Origin of the sequence: Aeromonas sp. BIGb0445 (genome assembly GCF_024809075.1) — a bacterium.
In the GTDB taxonomy this organism is placed as follows: Bacteria; Pseudomonadota; Gammaproteobacteria; order Enterobacterales; family Aeromonadaceae; genus Aeromonas; species Aeromonas rivuli.
The window spans coordinates 1-15,300 of record NZ_JANUES010000013.1 but is presented as its reverse complement, the minus strand read 5'-3'; the positions used below and the strand labels follow the sequence as shown (position 1 = coordinate 15,300).

Genomic DNA, 15,300 nt, shown 5'->3' with positions numbered 1-15,300 from the left:
ATTAGCCTGAATTTACTTTGCACACAAATGAAAGCGAGACACCACTATGAAGAGCCTCTATCGCACCCAGGCGCTGGCCCAGGCCGGCCGCAACGGTGAAGTTCACACCCAGGACGGCACACTGCAGCTGGCCCTGGCACTGCCAAGCGCCCTCGGCGGCAACGGCCAGGGCAACAACCCGGAGCAGTTGCTGGCCGCCGGCTATGCCGCCTGCTTCTCCAATGCCCTGCTCCATGTCGCCAAGGCCCTGGGAGCGCCGCTCGACACGGCTCCCGTCGCCACCACGGTCGATCTGCTGGCTCGCGCCGACGGCACCTTCACCTTCGCCATCGAACTGGACGTCACACTCACTGGCAGTCATGCCGAGCAGATAGTGCGTCAGGCGCACCAGACCTGCCCCTTCTCCAATGCCATGCGCGGCAATGTCGCCACTCGCCTGCTGCTCAACGGCCAACTGCTGGAGGAGACCAAATGAACCAGATCAGCCGCCAGATCCAACTGCTGCGCTACCCGTCCGGCCTGCCGAACCTGGCCGATTTCACCCTGGCCGAGATCCTGCTGCCTCCTCTGCAAGAGGGCGAAGTCCAGGTCAGCAACCAGTGGCTATCGGTGGATCCCTATATGCGGGGCCGCATGTCCCTGGCCAAGAGCTATGTGCCGCCCTTCGCCCTCAACAGCGCCCTCGACGGCGGTGCCATCGGCACCGTGCAGGCGTCGCGCCATCCCGATTTCAAGGTGGGTGACCGGGTGAGCAGCATGCTGGGCTGGCGAGACACCTTCGTCGCCAAGGGGGATCAACTGACCCGGTTGCCCGCCACAGCGCTGCCGTCCCAGCTCTTCCTCGGCGCCCTCGGCATGCCGGGCATGACCGCCTGGGCGGGCTTGCACAAGGTCGCCCACCTGCAGGCCGGTGAGACCCTGCTGGTCTCAGCTGCCTCGGGCGCGGTCGGCACCATGGCGGTGCAGCTTGCCAAGCGGGCCGGAGCCCGGGTGATCGGCTCCACCGGCTCCGCCGACAAGGTCGCCTACCTCAAGACCCTGGGCGCTGATGCGGTGATCAACTATCGGGAGACGCCGGATCTCGACGCCGAGCTGGCCCGCCTCGCTCCGGATGGCATTCAGGTCTATTTCGAGAACGTGGGGGGCGCCATGCTGGACGCGGCCCTCAACAACATGGCACTGCACGGACGCATCGTGCTGTGCGGCCTCATCGAGCAGTACAACAGCAATGGCCAAGGGAGCGGCCCGCGCAACCTGGCCCAGATGATCCGCAAGCGCATCCTGATGCAGGGGCTGCTGGTCTCCGATCACTGGCAACACTACGGGGACTTCCTGGCCGAGGCGATCCCCGCCTTCGAGGCTGGCGCCCTGCAGGCCGAGGAGACCATCAGCGAGGGGCTGGCCAGCATGCCGCAAGCCTTTATCGGGCTGTTCGAGGGCCGCAACACCGGCAAGATGCTGGTCAAGCTCGACTGACAACCCGCTGCCTGCCGAGGGGCGCAACACCGGCAAGATGCTGGTCAAGCTGGGCTGACAACCAGCCACAAATCGAGGGGCATAGCGCCGGCAAGAGGCCGGTCAAGCTGGGCTGACGGCCAGCCAAGCAGCCGAGGGGCACAGCGCCGGCAAGATGCTGATCAAGCTGGACTGACGGCCAGCCAAGCAGCCGAGGGGCACAGCGCCGGCAAGATGCTGATCAAGCTGGACTGACAGCCAGCTGCCTGGCAGATGTGATATCGCGATAGCCACCTGATCGGCAGAGAGAGAAACGGCAGGATCCGAGCCCTCGGGCTCATCCACCGGCAACTTGCGAAACGGGCCCATCCGTCCTAAGGTGGGCCCGTTTTTTATGGTGCCATCCCGTTTCAGCAAGGAGCTCTTCTTATGCCTAATCCCTATCCTCGCGTCGGGCTCGGGGCTCGGGGCTCGGGGCTCGGGGCTCGGGGCTCGGGGCTCGGGGCTCGATAACATTGTCATCCTGACCAAACAGTTCACCTGCATAGCCACAGCAAGGAGCCTCTCATATGTCCACTCCCTATCCCCGCGTCGGGGTCGGTGTCATCCTCGTCAACCATCAGGGCCAGGTGCTGCTTGGCAAGCGCAAGGGGAGCCACGCCCCCTACTGGTCCATCGCCGGCGGCCACCTGGAGCTTGGCGAGAGCTTCGAGTCGGCAGCCATCCGGGAGGTCGCCGAGGAGACAGGTTTTCTCATCACGCACCCCAGTGTCATAGCCGTCACCAACAACCTGGAGACCTGGCGCGAGAGCGGGCTGCACTACATCTCTGTCACCCTGCTGGCCGAGGTGGAGGGGGAGGCGCAACTGCTGGAGCCGGACAAGTGCGAGGGCTGGGTCTGGTGCGATCCCCGCGCGCTGCCCGAACCCCACTTCGATGCCAGTCGCCAGGCCATCGCCTGCTGGCTGGCCGGGCGCTGCTATCTGCCGCAACCGGGCCAGCCGACCTAATCCCCATCGCCTGCTGGCTGGCGGGACGCTGCTATCTGCCACAGCCGGGCCAGCCGACAGAGTGACCATCACCTGCTGGCTGGCGGGGCGCTGCTATCTGCCGCAACCGGGCCAGCCGACCTAATCCCCATCGCCTGCTGGCTGGCCGGGCGCTGCTATCTGCCGCAACCGGGCCAGCCGACAGAGTGACCATCGCCTGCTGGCTGGCCGGACGCTGCTATCTGCCGCAACCGGGCCAGCCGACAGAGTGACCATCGCCTGCTGGCTGGCTGGTGCCTGCTACCTGCCGGCAAGCGCCTGAATCTGCAGGGCTAGGGCCCGCGCCCTTGTTATCTGCGATTCATGAAACTCTTGTATCATGCAGGTTTTATCAGGATGCGAGTTCAGGGATGACAGGGGTTTTTCTGCAGTTTCTTTGGCTGGGTTGCACCAGCTTCGGCGGCCCGGCTGCTCACATTGGCTACTTCCAGCGCACCTTCGTCGAGCGGCTCGGTTGGCTCAGTCAGGCCGAGTTCGCCCAACAGCTGGCGCTGTGCCAACTGCTGCCGGGACCGGCCTCCAGCCAACTCGGCTTTGCCATCGGCCGCCACAGAGCCGGTCTGGGGGGCGCACTGGCGGCCTTTGTAGGCTTCACCTTGCCCTCCTGCCTGTTGCTGATCCTCGCCGCCCTGGGCCTGGGTCAGCTTGCGAAAAATCTCTGGCTGGACGCCGCCCTCCATGGCCTCAAGCTGCTGGCGCTGGTGGTGGTCGCCGATGCCGTGCTCAGCATGGCGCGTCAGTTCTGCAAAAGCGCCCTGACTCAAGGGATCATGGTGGCAACGGCGGCCGCGCTCTGGTGGCAGCCGGGTCTCCTCACCCAGTTGTTGATGATGCTGGCCGGGGCCCTGCTCTGTGCCCGTCTGGCCAAGGTCGCCGCCCCCCAGTCCACCCCCTGGCAGGGACCTCATTGGCCCAGCCTGATCCTGTTCACGCTGCTCTTCCTCGGATTGCCCTTGTTGGCCAGTTCAGAGCCGGGCCGCCTGGTTGCCGACTTCTTCCGGGCGGGCAGCCTGGTGTTCGGTGGTGGCCATGTGGTGCTGCCTCTGCTCGAGCAGAGTGCGGGCCAGGCCTTGAGCCCCAGCCAGTTCCTGACCGGTTACAGCCTGGCGCAATTGGTGCCCGGCCCCATGTTTACCCTGGCCAGCTATCTGGGGGCCTTGATGCTGCCACAGCAGGCGCTGCTCGGCGCGCTGCTCGCGACCCTGGCGCTCTTTCTGCCGGGCTTCCTGCTGCTCTGGGCCCTGAGTCCCTGCTGGCAGGCACTGCTGGCCAGGCCCCGGCTGGCGGGGGGCGTCGCGGGTATCAACGCCGCCGTGGTGGGGCTGCTGCTGGCGGCCCTCTATCAACCCATCTGGCAGAGCGCGATACTGGCCCCGAGAGATCTCGCACTGGCCGCAGTCGGCCTCTTCCTGCTGCGGGTGATGAAGCTGCCCATACTGGCTCTGGCCGCCCTGCTGCTCGGCTGCAGCCTGCTGCTGGCCTGACTTACTTGCTTGCCCCTGCTGTCCGGTTACAACAGGCTGCTGGCCTGACTTACTTGCCTGCCCCTGCTGTCCGGTTACAACAGGCTGCTGGCCTGACTTACTTGCCAGCCCCTGCTGTCCGGTTACAACAGCCTGCTGGCCTGATGTGTTACTTGCCAGCCCCTGCTGTCCGGTTACAACAGCCTGCTGGCCTGAGTCCGTCTCGCCACAGCGGCGCCTGCCCGACGCTGGGACTGGCTTTTCCATCGCCCATAAAAAACGGCGACGCTGCCGGGCAGCGTCACCGTTTTCATCTCTCGTCTGTACGCCCTGCTAAGGTTCGTCGGCCTGAAAATCCAGGCTCAAACTATTGACGCAGTAGCGTTGCCCCGTCTCGGTTGGCCCATCCGGGAAGACGTGTCCCAGGTGAGACCCGCAACCGGCGCAGCTGATCTCGACTCGCTTCATGCCGTGGCTGCCATCGTTGCGGTAATCCACCCTGCCGTCGAGGGCTCTGTCGAACGAGGGCCAGCCACAACCGGCATCAAACTTGGCACTCGAGGGGAAGATCACCTGTTTGCAGCAGGTGCAGAGGTATTCACCACTCTTGCGGTTGTGCAGCAGGGCGCCGCTGTAGGGTTGTTCAGTGCCCCGCTCCCAGCAGACATGGAACTGCTCGGGGCTTAAGGTGTTGCGCCAGTTTTCAGGGTTATTTTCACTCAAATCTTGCCTCCACGGCGCAGGGTCTGTGAGACAGGGGCCACAGCATAACCAGCCAACGCCCCCGACTCCACCCCACAAAATATCCGGAAAAGCGAGATTGTGATCCCCTTGGCAGATAAAACCGCTGATCCCGCTGATCTGCCAGGGTCAACCTACCGGGATTCAGGGAGCATGATGACCCACAGGGTCGAGTGGCGGACTGACTCGTTCCAGCAGTTTGAGGGCGTGAGCCCGGCCCACGGCAACCTGACGCTTGATGTCATCGGGCAGGAAGGGCAAGCCATCATTGGTGGCCGTGTCTATGGTCTGCACCCACTCCATCCCCTCCCCCGGGGGCGGCAGACGGAACTGGATGTCATAACCACTGGCATTGAACAGCACCAGCCAACGCTCCCCCTCCTCATCCAGAGAACCAATGTCCATGGCGAAGGCTTGGCCCATGGGCGCCTGCCAATCCTGATCCGTGAGCGGATGACCGTCCGGGTGATACCAGTCGACGCGATGGCAGTGCTCCTGGGCGCCATTCCAACTGTCGTCACACAGCCGCAAGTTGGAGAAGACCTCGGAGCTGGCCCGCAGCGCTACCATCTGCCGGGTGAACGCGAGCAGCCGCTCATCCTCCGGCCGCCATTGCCAATTGACCCAGCTTATCTGGTTGTCCTGGCAGTAGGCGTTGTTGTTGCCGAGCTGACTGCGCCCCATCTCATCACCGCCGAGAAAGTGCGGGGTACCCTGGGAGAGCAGCAAGGTGGCGATCAGATTGCGTTTCTGCTGGAGCCGCAGACTGCTGATCCTGGGATCGAGAGTCGGCCCCTCCACCCCGTGGTTGCTGGAGAGGTTGTTGCCGTGACCGTCCCGGTTATCCTCGCCATTGGCCTGGTTGTGGCGCTGGTTGTAAGAGACCAGATCCTCCAGGGTGAAGCCATCGTGGTAGCAGAGGTAGTTGATGCTGGTATGCGGCGAGCGCCAGTTCTTGGGGAAGAGATCCCGCGAGCCCATCAAGCGGGTGGCAAGATCCGCCATCTTGCCGCCATCTCCACGCCAGAAGGCGCGCACCGTATCCCGGTAGCGATCGTTGATCTCCTGCCACTGGCTCGGGAACTGACCGAGTCGGTAGCCGAACGGGCCAATGTCCCAGGGCTCTGCGATGAGCTTGACCCCGGCGAGCACGGGATCGGCCAGCAGCGCCTTGAAGAAGGCCCCCATGGGTTCGAACTCCCCCGCCTCCCGCCCCAGGGTCACCGCGAGATCGAAGCGAAAACCATCCACCTGCATCTCGGTCACCCAGTAGCGCAGGGCATCGAGCACCAGCCGCAGGCTGTTGGGGTGATCCAGATTCACGCTGTTGCCACAGCCGGTGACATTGGCATAACGGTTGAAATCCGGGCCATGGGCGCCGGGTTCGAAACTGTAATAGCCGCTGTTATCCAGCCCCTTGAACGACAGCACTGGCCCGTCAAACCCCGATTCGGCGGTATGGTTGTAGACCACATCCAGGATCACCTCTATCCCGGCCCGGTGCAGCTCGCGCACCATGGTCTTGAACTCGGTCACAGCGTCCCGCACGGCGTAGCGCGGCTCGGGGGCAAAGAAGGCGACCGGGTTGTAGCCCCAGTAGTTGGTGAGCCCCAGATCCTCCAGCCTGGGTTCGGCCATGAAGGCCGCCACCGGCATCAGTTGCAATGAACTGATGCCGAGCGACTTGAGGTGGGTCAGCATCAGGGGATGGCAGAGCCCCAGATAGGTGCCCCGTTCGGCCTCCGGGATGGCAGGGTGCAGCTTGGTGAAGCCCTTGACGTGGGCTTCATAAATCAGGGTCTGCGCCGGGCTAATGGTCGGCTTGGTCACCCCCTGCCAGTCGAAATCATCCCGGACCACCACCGACTTGGCCTGCATGGCCGCGCTATCCCCCTCGTAACTCTCGGCATCCCAGCGCAGCGGGCGGGAGAGCCCACGCGCATAGGGGTCTATCAGCAGCTTGTCGCCATCAAACAGCAGGCCATCCTGAGGTTCGCCATAGAGGCGATAGCCGTAACGCTGACCCGCCCCTATGCCGCTGACATGGCCGAACCGGTACTGACCACGCTGCCCGGGCAACACCAGACAAGCCGTCTCCTGCTCCTGCTCGTCATAGAGGCAGAGCTCGACCCGCTCTGCTTGCGGTGCCCAGACGCAGAACTGACATCCCGTCTCATCCAGCCAGGCCCCGAGGCGCTGGCCGCTTCCCTTCTCGATATTGACCATCAAGACTCCTGTTTGATGAACAAGGTCGCAAGCGGTGGCAAGTCCAGTTCGATGGAGTGGCTCATGCCCTGCCAGGGGGTCGACTCGGCGACAAAATCCAAACCCACATCATAGTTGCTGCCCCAGTAATGCTCGCTGTCGGTGTTGAGCAGCACCCGATAACGGCCAGCGCCCGGCACACCGAGTCGATAGTGTTGACGCGGTACCGGGGTAAAGTTGCTGGCGACCAGCACGGATCCGCAGCCATTCAAGTCGGCGCGCAGCCAGGCCAGGATGCTGTTGTCGGCATCGTTATGATCCAGCCAGCGGAATCCCTGACGCTCATGATCCGCCTCGAAGAGGGCAGTTTCCTGGCGATAGAGCTGGTTGAGATCGCGGATCAACGCCTGCTGGCCCGCGTGTTTCGGGAAGTGCAGCAGGTGCCAGGGCAACTGGGCATCATGATTCCACTCGCTGCTCTGCGCGATTTCGGTGCCCATGAAATTGAGCTTTTTACCCGGATGACCGTACATGTACCCCATGTAGGCGCGCAGGTTGGCGGCTTGCTGCCACTCATCCCCCGGCATCTTGTAGAGCAGGGAGTGTTTACCGTGCACCACCTCGTCGTGGGAGAGCGGCAGGATGAAGTTCTCGTCATAGTGATACACCATGGCGAAGGTCATCTCGTTGTGGTGATAACGGCGATGCACCGGCTCCTTCTGCATGTAGCTCAGGGTGTCGTGCATCCAGCCCATATTCCACTTGAAACCAAACCCCAACCCGCCCAGGAAGGTGGGTCGGGAGACACCGGCGAAGGCGGTGGACTCCTCGGCAATGGTCACCGCGTTGGGGTACTGACCATAGACAGCTTCGTTGAACCACTTGAGCAGGCTGATCGCCTCGTAGTTGTGGTTGCCGCCATCGACGTTGGGTACCCACTCCCCGGCATTGCGCGAATAGTCCAGATAGAGCATGGAGGCGACCGCATCGACCCGCAGGCCATCGATGTGGAACTTGTCGAGCCAGTAGAGGGCGCTCGCCACCAGGAACTGGCGCACCGTGTCCCGGCCAAAATCATAGATGTAGGAGTTCCAGTCCGGGTGCCAGCCCCGGCGCGGATCCTCGTACTCGTAGAGTGGAGTGCCATCGAAGCAGGCCAGACCATGGGCATCGGACGGGAAGTGGGCAGGCACCCAATCCAGGATGACGCCAATTCCCGCCTGATGGCAGGCATCGACGAAGAATTTGAAGTCATCGGCACTGCCAAAGCGGCTGGTCGGCGAGAACATGCCCACCGGCTGATAACCCCAGGATCCGCTGAACGGGTGCTCGGAGACGGGCAGCAGTTCGATGTGGGTGTAGCCCATCTCGGTGACGTAGCCCACCAGATCCACCGCCAGTTCGCACCAACTCAGGCTGTCGCCATTGGGGTGGCGCTTCCAGGAGCCCACATGCAGCTCATAAATGGAAAGTGCCTGCTCGCGTTTGTCACCGCCACAGCGGGCTTGCCAGTCGCCATCTTGCCACTGGTACTGTTCATGGTCGTAGACCACCGAGGCGAACGACGGATACTGCTCGCAGTAGAAGCCGACCGGATCGCTCTTGTGGGGCAGCCGATTGCCCGCCAGATCCTTGAGCTCGAACTTGTAACGTGCCCCGGCCTGCATACCGGGCACGAACAGCACCCAGTGACCACACAGGCTGCGCTGCATGGGGTGACGACGACCATCCCACAGGTTGAAGTCGCCGATGAGGCTCACCGCGGTGGCACTCGGGGCATAGACGGCGAAACGCACCCCGGCAATCGACTGGCCGAGGTGGGTGATGGTGGTGAGCTGAGCCCCCAGGGTCTGATAGAGATGCTCGGGGGCCGCGGTCAGTTCGGCCAGGCCGCTCCAGGCGGCATCCTGGCACTGATAGGGATCGATGATGTCGTGGCTGGCATCGGCATAGCGGGCGATGAGCTGATAGGGAAAGGGGAGTTTGCGGCGGGTGAAAACAGTTTCAAAAAGACCCGATGGGTCACTGGGAGTCAGGGTGGCGACCAGCTTGCCCGACTTGAGATCCTTGACGCCGACCTCGATGGCGTCAGGCAACCAGGCCCTCAACCTCAGACCGGGTCCGTCCGGATTCGCGCAGAGGCCTAAGTGAGAGAAGGGATCGGCACAACGGGCCGCAGCCAAGCGTTCAACGAGCATAGGGACATCCTTTCATAGCAGAGCATCCGCCCGGGCCGGGGCCCGAGCGGATGTGAGCGAGTCATGGGAAAACGACTCAACGACTGGCCTCATCGCGGGCCTGACTCATACGAGCCGCCAACGCCTTGAGCGACTCGCTCTCGAACAGATCTTCCAGATCCGCCGACAGCTTGCGACGCCAGTTCGGGTATTCGTAACTGGTACCGGGCACATTGACCGGTTTGTCCATCTCCAGCCAATCTTCCAGCTGGGTACTGAACAGGGCACAGCTGCCACGGGACATGTGGATCTGCAGGCCGTGGTTCAGCTCGGTATTCATGCCAACCCAGTTGACGTCATGACTGACATTGGGGGAGATGACCCCATGGCCATGCAGGCTGTCGAGGATACTCTGCTTGGCCTGGTGGCGATCAGCATACAGGGTCTTGAGTACCGCCTCGTCCGGGTAGAGTCCTAGCTCCTTGCCGAGCGCCAGATCGTCACAATGCCAGAACCCCTTCAGGGTCGGCATGTCATGGGTGGTCAGGGCCGACATCGCCTGCTCGGTGTAGTGGGCCGGGGAGATATAGCCGCCATCCTCCTTGGAGCGCTCGAAGAAGAACACCTTGTAGGAGTGGACGCCATTCTCTTTGAGGGTCACATCTATGCCCTCAGGCACAGTGCCCAGATCTTCCCCTATCAACAGACACTGATTGCGGTGGGACTCCAGCGCCAGTATGCCGAGCAGGTCATCGACCGGGTAGTAGATGTAGGCCCCTTTGGCCGCAGAGGCACCAGGCGGTACCCACCACAGCCGCAGCAAGGCCATGACATGGTCGATGCGCAGCGCGCCGCACGAGCGCATGTTGGCCCTGAACATATCCACCATGGGCTGATAGGCCGCTTCAAAGAGCTGGCTCGGATTCATGGGGGGCAGACCCCAGTTCTGGCCGAGTGGCCCCAGGATATCGGGCGGCGCACCGACCGAGGCTTTCGGGCAGTAGAGATCCCGGTTGGCCCAGATCTCGGTCGAGCCTTCGGAGACCCCCACCGCCAGATCCCGGTAGATCCCCATCACCATACCGGCCGCCTTGGCCCTGGCATCGGCCGCGGCGAGCTGCTCATCGGCCAGGAACTGCAGGTAGAGGTAGAATCTCACCTCCTGGCTGTGGGTGGCCACCCAGCTGGCGACCTCCGCATTGTGGTAATCCTGCAAGGCCTCGGGCCAGACTGGCCAGCCCCAGGCATTTTGACCTTCTGCATAGAGGCTGGCCTGGATAGCGTCGAAGCTCGCCTGCTGCTGCAGGCTGTCACCACCGGCTGCGACGAAGGATTCGAAGGCCGCGAGGCGGGTGCCGCTCAACGGGCTCTGATCGAACACCTGGCGCAGCATGGGCAGCTTGATGGCGGTGACGCCGCTGTAGTCCACGTACTCCTTGGCGCGCAACGAGGCGAGCTGCTGCTGGAAGGAGGATGAGGCGACTTCGGCCTTGAGGGCCGCATTGGCCTGGAATTCAGGCACGGCTTCCACGTCGATGTAGATGAGGTTCAACCAGCGACGGGAAGAGGGGCTATAGGGGCTGGCACTCTCCGGATTGGCCGGATAGAGGGCATGAATGGGGTTCAGACCGACGAAGTGTGCGCCCCAGCCAGCCACGCGCTCGACCAGCAAGCCCAGATCGCTGAAGTCGCCAATGCCCCAGTTGGTGCGACTGCGCAGGCAATAGAGCTGCACGCTCGGCCCCCACACCTTGCGGCCGTTGGCGATGGGCGCCTGTTTATAGCACGCCTTGGGCGCGACGATGAGCCGCATGCTGGCCAGGGGCTCGTCGTTGCCCTCTTCCAGCAGTGTCAGCTGGTGATAGCCGAGCTCGGGCTGCACCGCCAACGCCACGCGATAGGCCTGGCACTCCATCTCTTCAAATTCGGCGACGCCGACCAGTTCGCCCTCGACCGGGGTGAGCTGACCGGACAACGCGCCCCCCTGCTCCAGCGCCAGCTGCCAGCTGAGGGTGTCGTTGACAAAATCGATGGGCAGACGCAACTCCAGCACGATGGGCTCGCCTTCACGCACCACCATCACGGGATCCAGGGCGCGCAACCAGTGCTGGCGGTACTCCTGTTCCAATTGGGCGGTGAGCGTCGCGTCGTCATCGACGCGGTAACCCATGGCGCCGAGCATGGCGGCCTTGCTCTCTTGGGATACCTGGGCCGGTTGGCCCCAGGCATCAACATACTCGCTGGCAATGCCTTTGGCGACAGCCAGCTGTTCTATCAGGGTGGTCATAGTTTGAGAATTCCCGCTGTGGATTCTGTCTATACTATTTTGTTTAGTTTTTATGGGTCTTACAGGCGAACTGGCTCTTTGGCCACGCCAAACCGCCGCCATTTTCACACATCTGACCCGGGGGTTGTGTGACAGAGTAGGCACTATTTGGGTTATCTCTTTCGACAAAAACTGGTAGTCAGTTACATAAACAGAAAATAAATTTCACAGTTTTTCATGATATAGCGCAATTTCGAGCAGATTGTTGGTTGACTCACCGGTGAGTTCTAGTAAATTTACAAACGGAATTTTCTTTGACTACTGAACAGTTAGGTAACCAATTATGACTATCAAAGTAGGTATTAACGGTTTTGGCCGTATCGGTCGTTTCGTTTTCCGTCTGGCCGCTGAGCGCGCTGACATCGAAGTTGTTGGTATCAACGACCTGATCGACGTTGACTACATGGCTTACATGCTGAAGTACGACTCCACTCACGGCCGTTTCAATGGCACCGTTGAAGTCAAAGACGGCAACCTGGTTGTTAACGGTAAAACCGTGCGTGTTACCGCTGAGCGTGACCCGGCCAACCTGAAATGGGATGCCATCGGTGTTGACGTGGTTGCCGAGGCTACCGGTCTGTTCCTGGACGACGCCACTGCACGTAAGCACATCGCTGCCGGTGCCAAGAAAGTCGTACTGACTGGCCCGTCCAAAGACGCTACCCCTATGTTCGTCATGGGTGTTAACGACTCTACCTACGCTGGCCAGGACATCGTTTCCAACGCTTCCTGCACCACCAACTGCCTGGCCCCGATCGCCAAGGTTCTGAACGATACCTTCGGTATCGAATCCGGCCTGATGACCACTGTCCACGCTACCACTGCTACCCAGAAGACCGTTGATGGTCCGTCTGCCAAAGACTGGCGCGGTGGCCGCGGTGCGGCTCAGAACATCATCCCGTCCTCTACCGGTGCTGCCAAAGCTGTTGGCGTTGTTATCCCGGAGCTGAACGGCAAACTGACCGGTATGGCGTTCCGCGTACCTACTCCGGACGTGTCCGTTGTTGACCTGACCGTTAACCTGAAGAAAGCCGCCACCTACGCCGAAATCTGCGCAGCCATGAAAGCAGCCTCCGAAGGCTCCATGAAGGGCGTGCTGGGCTACACCGAAGATCAAGTGGTTTCCACCGACTTCCTGGGTGAGCGTCAGACTTCCGTGTTCGATGCCAAAGCCGGTATCGCACTGAACGACAAATTCGTGAAAGTTGTATCCTGGTACGACAACGAAATGGGCTACTCCAGCAAGGTTCTGGACCTGATCGCTCACATCTCCAAGTAATTTGGGATGCGCCATCACGTAGCGTAAAAAGGCGGCCATTGGCCGCCTTTTTTGTTATCTGCACACTGTTGTTGGATCGTCGAATCATCGCCGGATCCTCAAGGAGTTCCCATGCAATCCCTCCGTCCCCTGACTGCCAACTGCCAGCTAGTCAACAACTCGTCCGGCCTGCCCCTGCTCTATATCGACAATGGGGTCGCCAAGGCCGAGATCAGCCTGTTTGGTGGCCATGTGTTGCGCTATCAACGCCATGGTGAGCCAGCATCCCTCTGGCTAAGCGACAAGGCCGTGCTGGATGGCAGCAAGCCTATCCGTGGCGGCATACCTGTCTGCTGGCCCTGGTTTGGCCCCTCCCCCGCCCGGGTAGGCAACGGCAAACCAGCCCATGGCTTCGCCCGTACCAGCCTCTGGACACTGGATGGGGTGAGCGATCACGAAGATGGCACCCTGGTCCATCTCTCCCTGACCGATAGCGATGCCACACAGGCACTCTGGCCCCACCCCTTCGAGCTGGAACTGGATATACTGGTCGGCCGCGAGCTCTCCCTGGTCCTGACAACCCGCAACACAGGGTCGGCGCCCATCGTCTATAACGCCGCCCTGCACACCTACTTGCAGGTGAGCGCCCCTGAGGCCATCGAGGTGCAAGGCCTCGGCGAACCCTACACCGACAAACTGACCGGCCAGGATGCGCAGCAACAGGGCGCTCTGACGCTCACAGCGGCCATTGATCGGGTCTACCACCAACCCGAGGCCATGATCCGGGTTCAGGATGGCGATCGCACCACTCAGGTGGTCAGCGGCAACCACGACAGCGTTGTGGTCTGGACCCCTTGGCTGGAAGGGGCCACCGCCATGGCCGACATGAGCAACGACGGCTACCGCACCATGCTCTGCGTCGAAGCCGCCATAACGGCCGATGCTGGCGTGACCGTCGGGCCGGATGAAGAGCACAGCTTCTCCACCGTGATCATCTGACCCAGAGCGGACGATGGGGGCTATCACTCCAACCTCGGCGTCTAAGCCGCCATCACCGCCGATGCTGGCGTGACCGTCGCACCGGATGAAGAGCACAGCTTCTCGACCGTGATTTGCTAACGATCAGCCAATAGCAAGAGGGCACCCTGGGGTGCCCTCTTTCATGGCGGCTGGTTAGCCTCATGGACAGCCTGTCAGGCGTTACCCTGTACCTTCAGCTTGAGCTCTGCGGCAAAGTCCAACATGCGATCGAGGGGGATCAATGCCTTGATGCGCAGGGCCTCATCGACCAATATCTCATGCTGCTCGGCACCATCGGTGAGCGCATCCTTGATAGCCGCCAGGCCGTTCATTGCCATCCAGGGGCAATGAGCACAGCTGCGGCAGGTCGCGCCATCGCCACCGGTCGGTGCCTCGACCATCTCCTTGTCCGGACAAGCCTGCTGCATCTTGTAGAAGATGCCGCGATCGGTCGCCACGATCAGTTTCTTCTGAGGCAAGTCGCGAGCGGCCTTGATCAGCTGACTGGTGGAACCCACCGCATCGGCCAGCTCGATGACCGAAGCCGGGGACTCCGGGTGCACCAGCACGGCCGCGTCCGGGTTCTGGGCCTTGAGGGCACGCAGGGCGCTCGCCTTGAACTCATCATGGACGATGCAGTGCCCTTGCCAGCGCAGCATCTGGGCACCGGTCTTCTTCTCGATATAGGCGCCCAGGTGCCTGTCCGGGCCCCAGATGATCTTGTGGCCCTGGCTATCGAGATGTTCGACGATTTCGAGCGCAATGCTGGAAGTCACCACCCAGTCTGCCCGTGCCTTGACCGCAGCCGAGGTGTTGGCATAAACGACGACGATATGATCCGGGTGGGCATCGCAGAAGGCGGAGAACTGCTCAATCGGGCAACCCAGATCGAGGGAACACTCGGCCTTCAGGGTCGGCATCAACACCTGTTTGTGGGGACTCAGGATCTTGGACGTTTCCCCCATGAAACGCACCCCCGCCACGATCAGGGTCTGGGCTGCGTGATCCCGGCCAAAACGGGCCATCTCCAGGGAGTCACCGACGAAACCGCCGGTGGCTTCGGCCAGGGCCTGGATCTCGGGATCCGTGTAGTAGTGGGCGATCAGCACGGCCTTGCGCTCAATCAACAGCGCCTTGATCTCCTCGATGAAGCGGCTCTTCTCGGCCTGGCTCAAGGGGACGGGTTTGGCCGGGAAGGGGTAATCCATCTCAACCGCGGGAGGGATACTGCTCAGTGCATTGCTCATTGCGACTGTTCCATCAGGGCTTGGAAAGGCCAAAATTATAACCAGAAGCCGGCCACAAACCCATCAACAAATCACAATCACCGTCAGAGGGCTCAAGCGCGCCCACAACAAAAAGGCCCGCACATTTGTGCGGGCCTTTTTGTGTGACCATCTCGATGGCCTGGAATATGGTGGTCGTTACTGGGCTCGAACCAGTGACCCCCTCCTTGTAAGGGAGGTGCTCTCCCAGCTGAGCTAAACGACCTGGGAAACTGTCCATCTCAGCGATGGGAAATGATGGTGGGCCGTGCTGGATTCGAACCAGCGACCAATTGATTAAAAGTCAACTGCTCTACCGACTGAGCTAACGGCCCATCTAA

Annotated in this window: 11 protein-coding genes and 2 tRNA genes; 6 read left to right on the top strand and 7 right to left on the bottom strand. The window is 61.8% G+C overall.

Translation table 11 applies throughout. From position 1 onward, the window contains the following. Window positions 1-46 precede the first annotated feature (46 nt). The 4 genes from M2367_RS17770 (at window position 47) to chrA (ending at window position 3,988) form a co-directional block, all read left to right on the top strand. Window positions 47-475: an organic hydroperoxide resistance protein gene (locus M2367_RS17770; RefSeq protein ID WP_042041159.1), complete on the top strand. Its 429-nt coding sequence runs from the start codon at window positions 47-49 to the stop codon at window positions 473-475. Continuing rightward, complete coding sequence (locus M2367_RS17765) at window positions 472-1,476, top strand: NADP-dependent oxidoreductase (protein WP_259237520.1); 1,005 nt, start codon at window positions 472-474, stop codon at window positions 1,474-1,476. Before M2367_RS17770 ends, M2367_RS17765 begins: the two co-directional genes overlap by 4 nt. Before the next feature lie 548 nt (window positions 1,477-2,024). Beyond that, the gene (locus M2367_RS17760; protein WP_259237518.1) at window positions 2,025-2,465 is read left to right on the top strand and encodes an NUDIX hydrolase; all 441 of its coding nucleotides are present in this window, start codon (window positions 2,025-2,027) and stop codon (window positions 2,463-2,465) included. 389 nt (window positions 2,466-2,854) lie between these two features. After that, complete coding sequence (gene chrA, locus M2367_RS17755; RefSeq protein ID WP_259237516.1) at window positions 2,855-3,988, top strand: chromate efflux transporter; 1,134 nt, start codon at window positions 2,855-2,857, stop codon at window positions 3,986-3,988. Between the two features lie 312 nt (window positions 3,989-4,300). On the opposite strand, the gene msrB is transcribed toward chrA, so the two are convergent. The 4 genes from msrB to malQ all read right to left on the bottom strand — a co-directional run bounded on the left by msrB (window position 4,301) and on the right by malQ (window position 11,377). Further along, window positions 4,301-4,690, bottom strand: coding sequence for a peptide-methionine (R)-S-oxide reductase MsrB (msrB, locus tag M2367_RS17750; protein ID WP_042041164.1), 390 nt, complete (start codon window positions 4,688-4,690; stop codon window positions 4,301-4,303). 162 nt (window positions 4,691-4,852) lie between these two features. Further along, window positions 4,853-6,934, bottom strand: a complete 2,082-nt coding sequence (glgX, locus tag M2367_RS17745) for a glycogen debranching protein GlgX (RefSeq protein WP_310504085.1) — start codon at window positions 6,932-6,934, stop codon at window positions 4,853-4,855. After that, the gene (gene glgB, locus M2367_RS17740; protein ID WP_259237512.1) at window positions 6,934-9,111 is read right to left on the bottom strand and encodes a 1,4-alpha-glucan branching protein GlgB; all 2,178 of its coding nucleotides are present in this window, start codon (window positions 9,109-9,111) and stop codon (window positions 6,934-6,936) included. The genes glgX and glgB overlap by 1 nt, the downstream gene beginning before the upstream one ends. A gap of 76 nt (window positions 9,112-9,187) precedes the next feature. After that, window positions 9,188-11,377 (bottom strand): 4-alpha-glucanotransferase, encoded by a 2,190-nt coding sequence (gene malQ, locus M2367_RS17735; RefSeq protein ID WP_259237510.1) that lies wholly within the window; start codon window positions 11,375-11,377, stop codon window positions 9,188-9,190. A gap of 322 nt (window positions 11,378-11,699) precedes the next feature. On the opposite strand from malQ, the gene gap reads away from it, so the two are divergent. Next, on the top strand, window positions 11,700-12,695 hold the full coding sequence (gene gap / locus M2367_RS17730) for a type I glyceraldehyde-3-phosphate dehydrogenase (RefSeq protein WP_033129683.1): 996 nt from the start codon (window positions 11,700-11,702) through the stop codon (window positions 12,693-12,695). A gap of 111 nt (window positions 12,696-12,806) precedes the next feature. After that, window positions 12,807-13,673 carry a D-hexose-6-phosphate mutarotase gene (locus M2367_RS17725; RefSeq protein WP_259237506.1) on the top strand — a complete coding sequence of 289 codons (867 nt, stop codon included), beginning with the start codon at window positions 12,807-12,809 and terminating at the stop codon, window positions 13,671-13,673. A 194-nt stretch (window positions 13,674-13,867) separates the two neighbouring features. Here the strand turns inward: M2367_RS17725 and nadA are convergent, their stop codons facing one another. From nadA to M2367_RS17705, 3 genes are all read right to left on the bottom strand, one after another. Beyond that, complete coding sequence (gene nadA, locus M2367_RS17715) at window positions 13,868-14,941, bottom strand: quinolinate synthase NadA (RefSeq protein ID WP_259237505.1); 1,074 nt, start codon at window positions 14,939-14,941, stop codon at window positions 13,868-13,870. Window positions 14,942-15,109: 168 nt separating this feature from the next. Next, window positions 15,110-15,185, bottom strand: a tRNA-Val gene (locus M2367_RS17710). A 33-nt stretch (window positions 15,186-15,218) separates the two neighbouring features. Beyond that, window positions 15,219-15,294 (bottom strand) — tRNA-Lys (locus M2367_RS17705). Window positions 15,295-15,300: the final 6 nt, after the last annotated feature.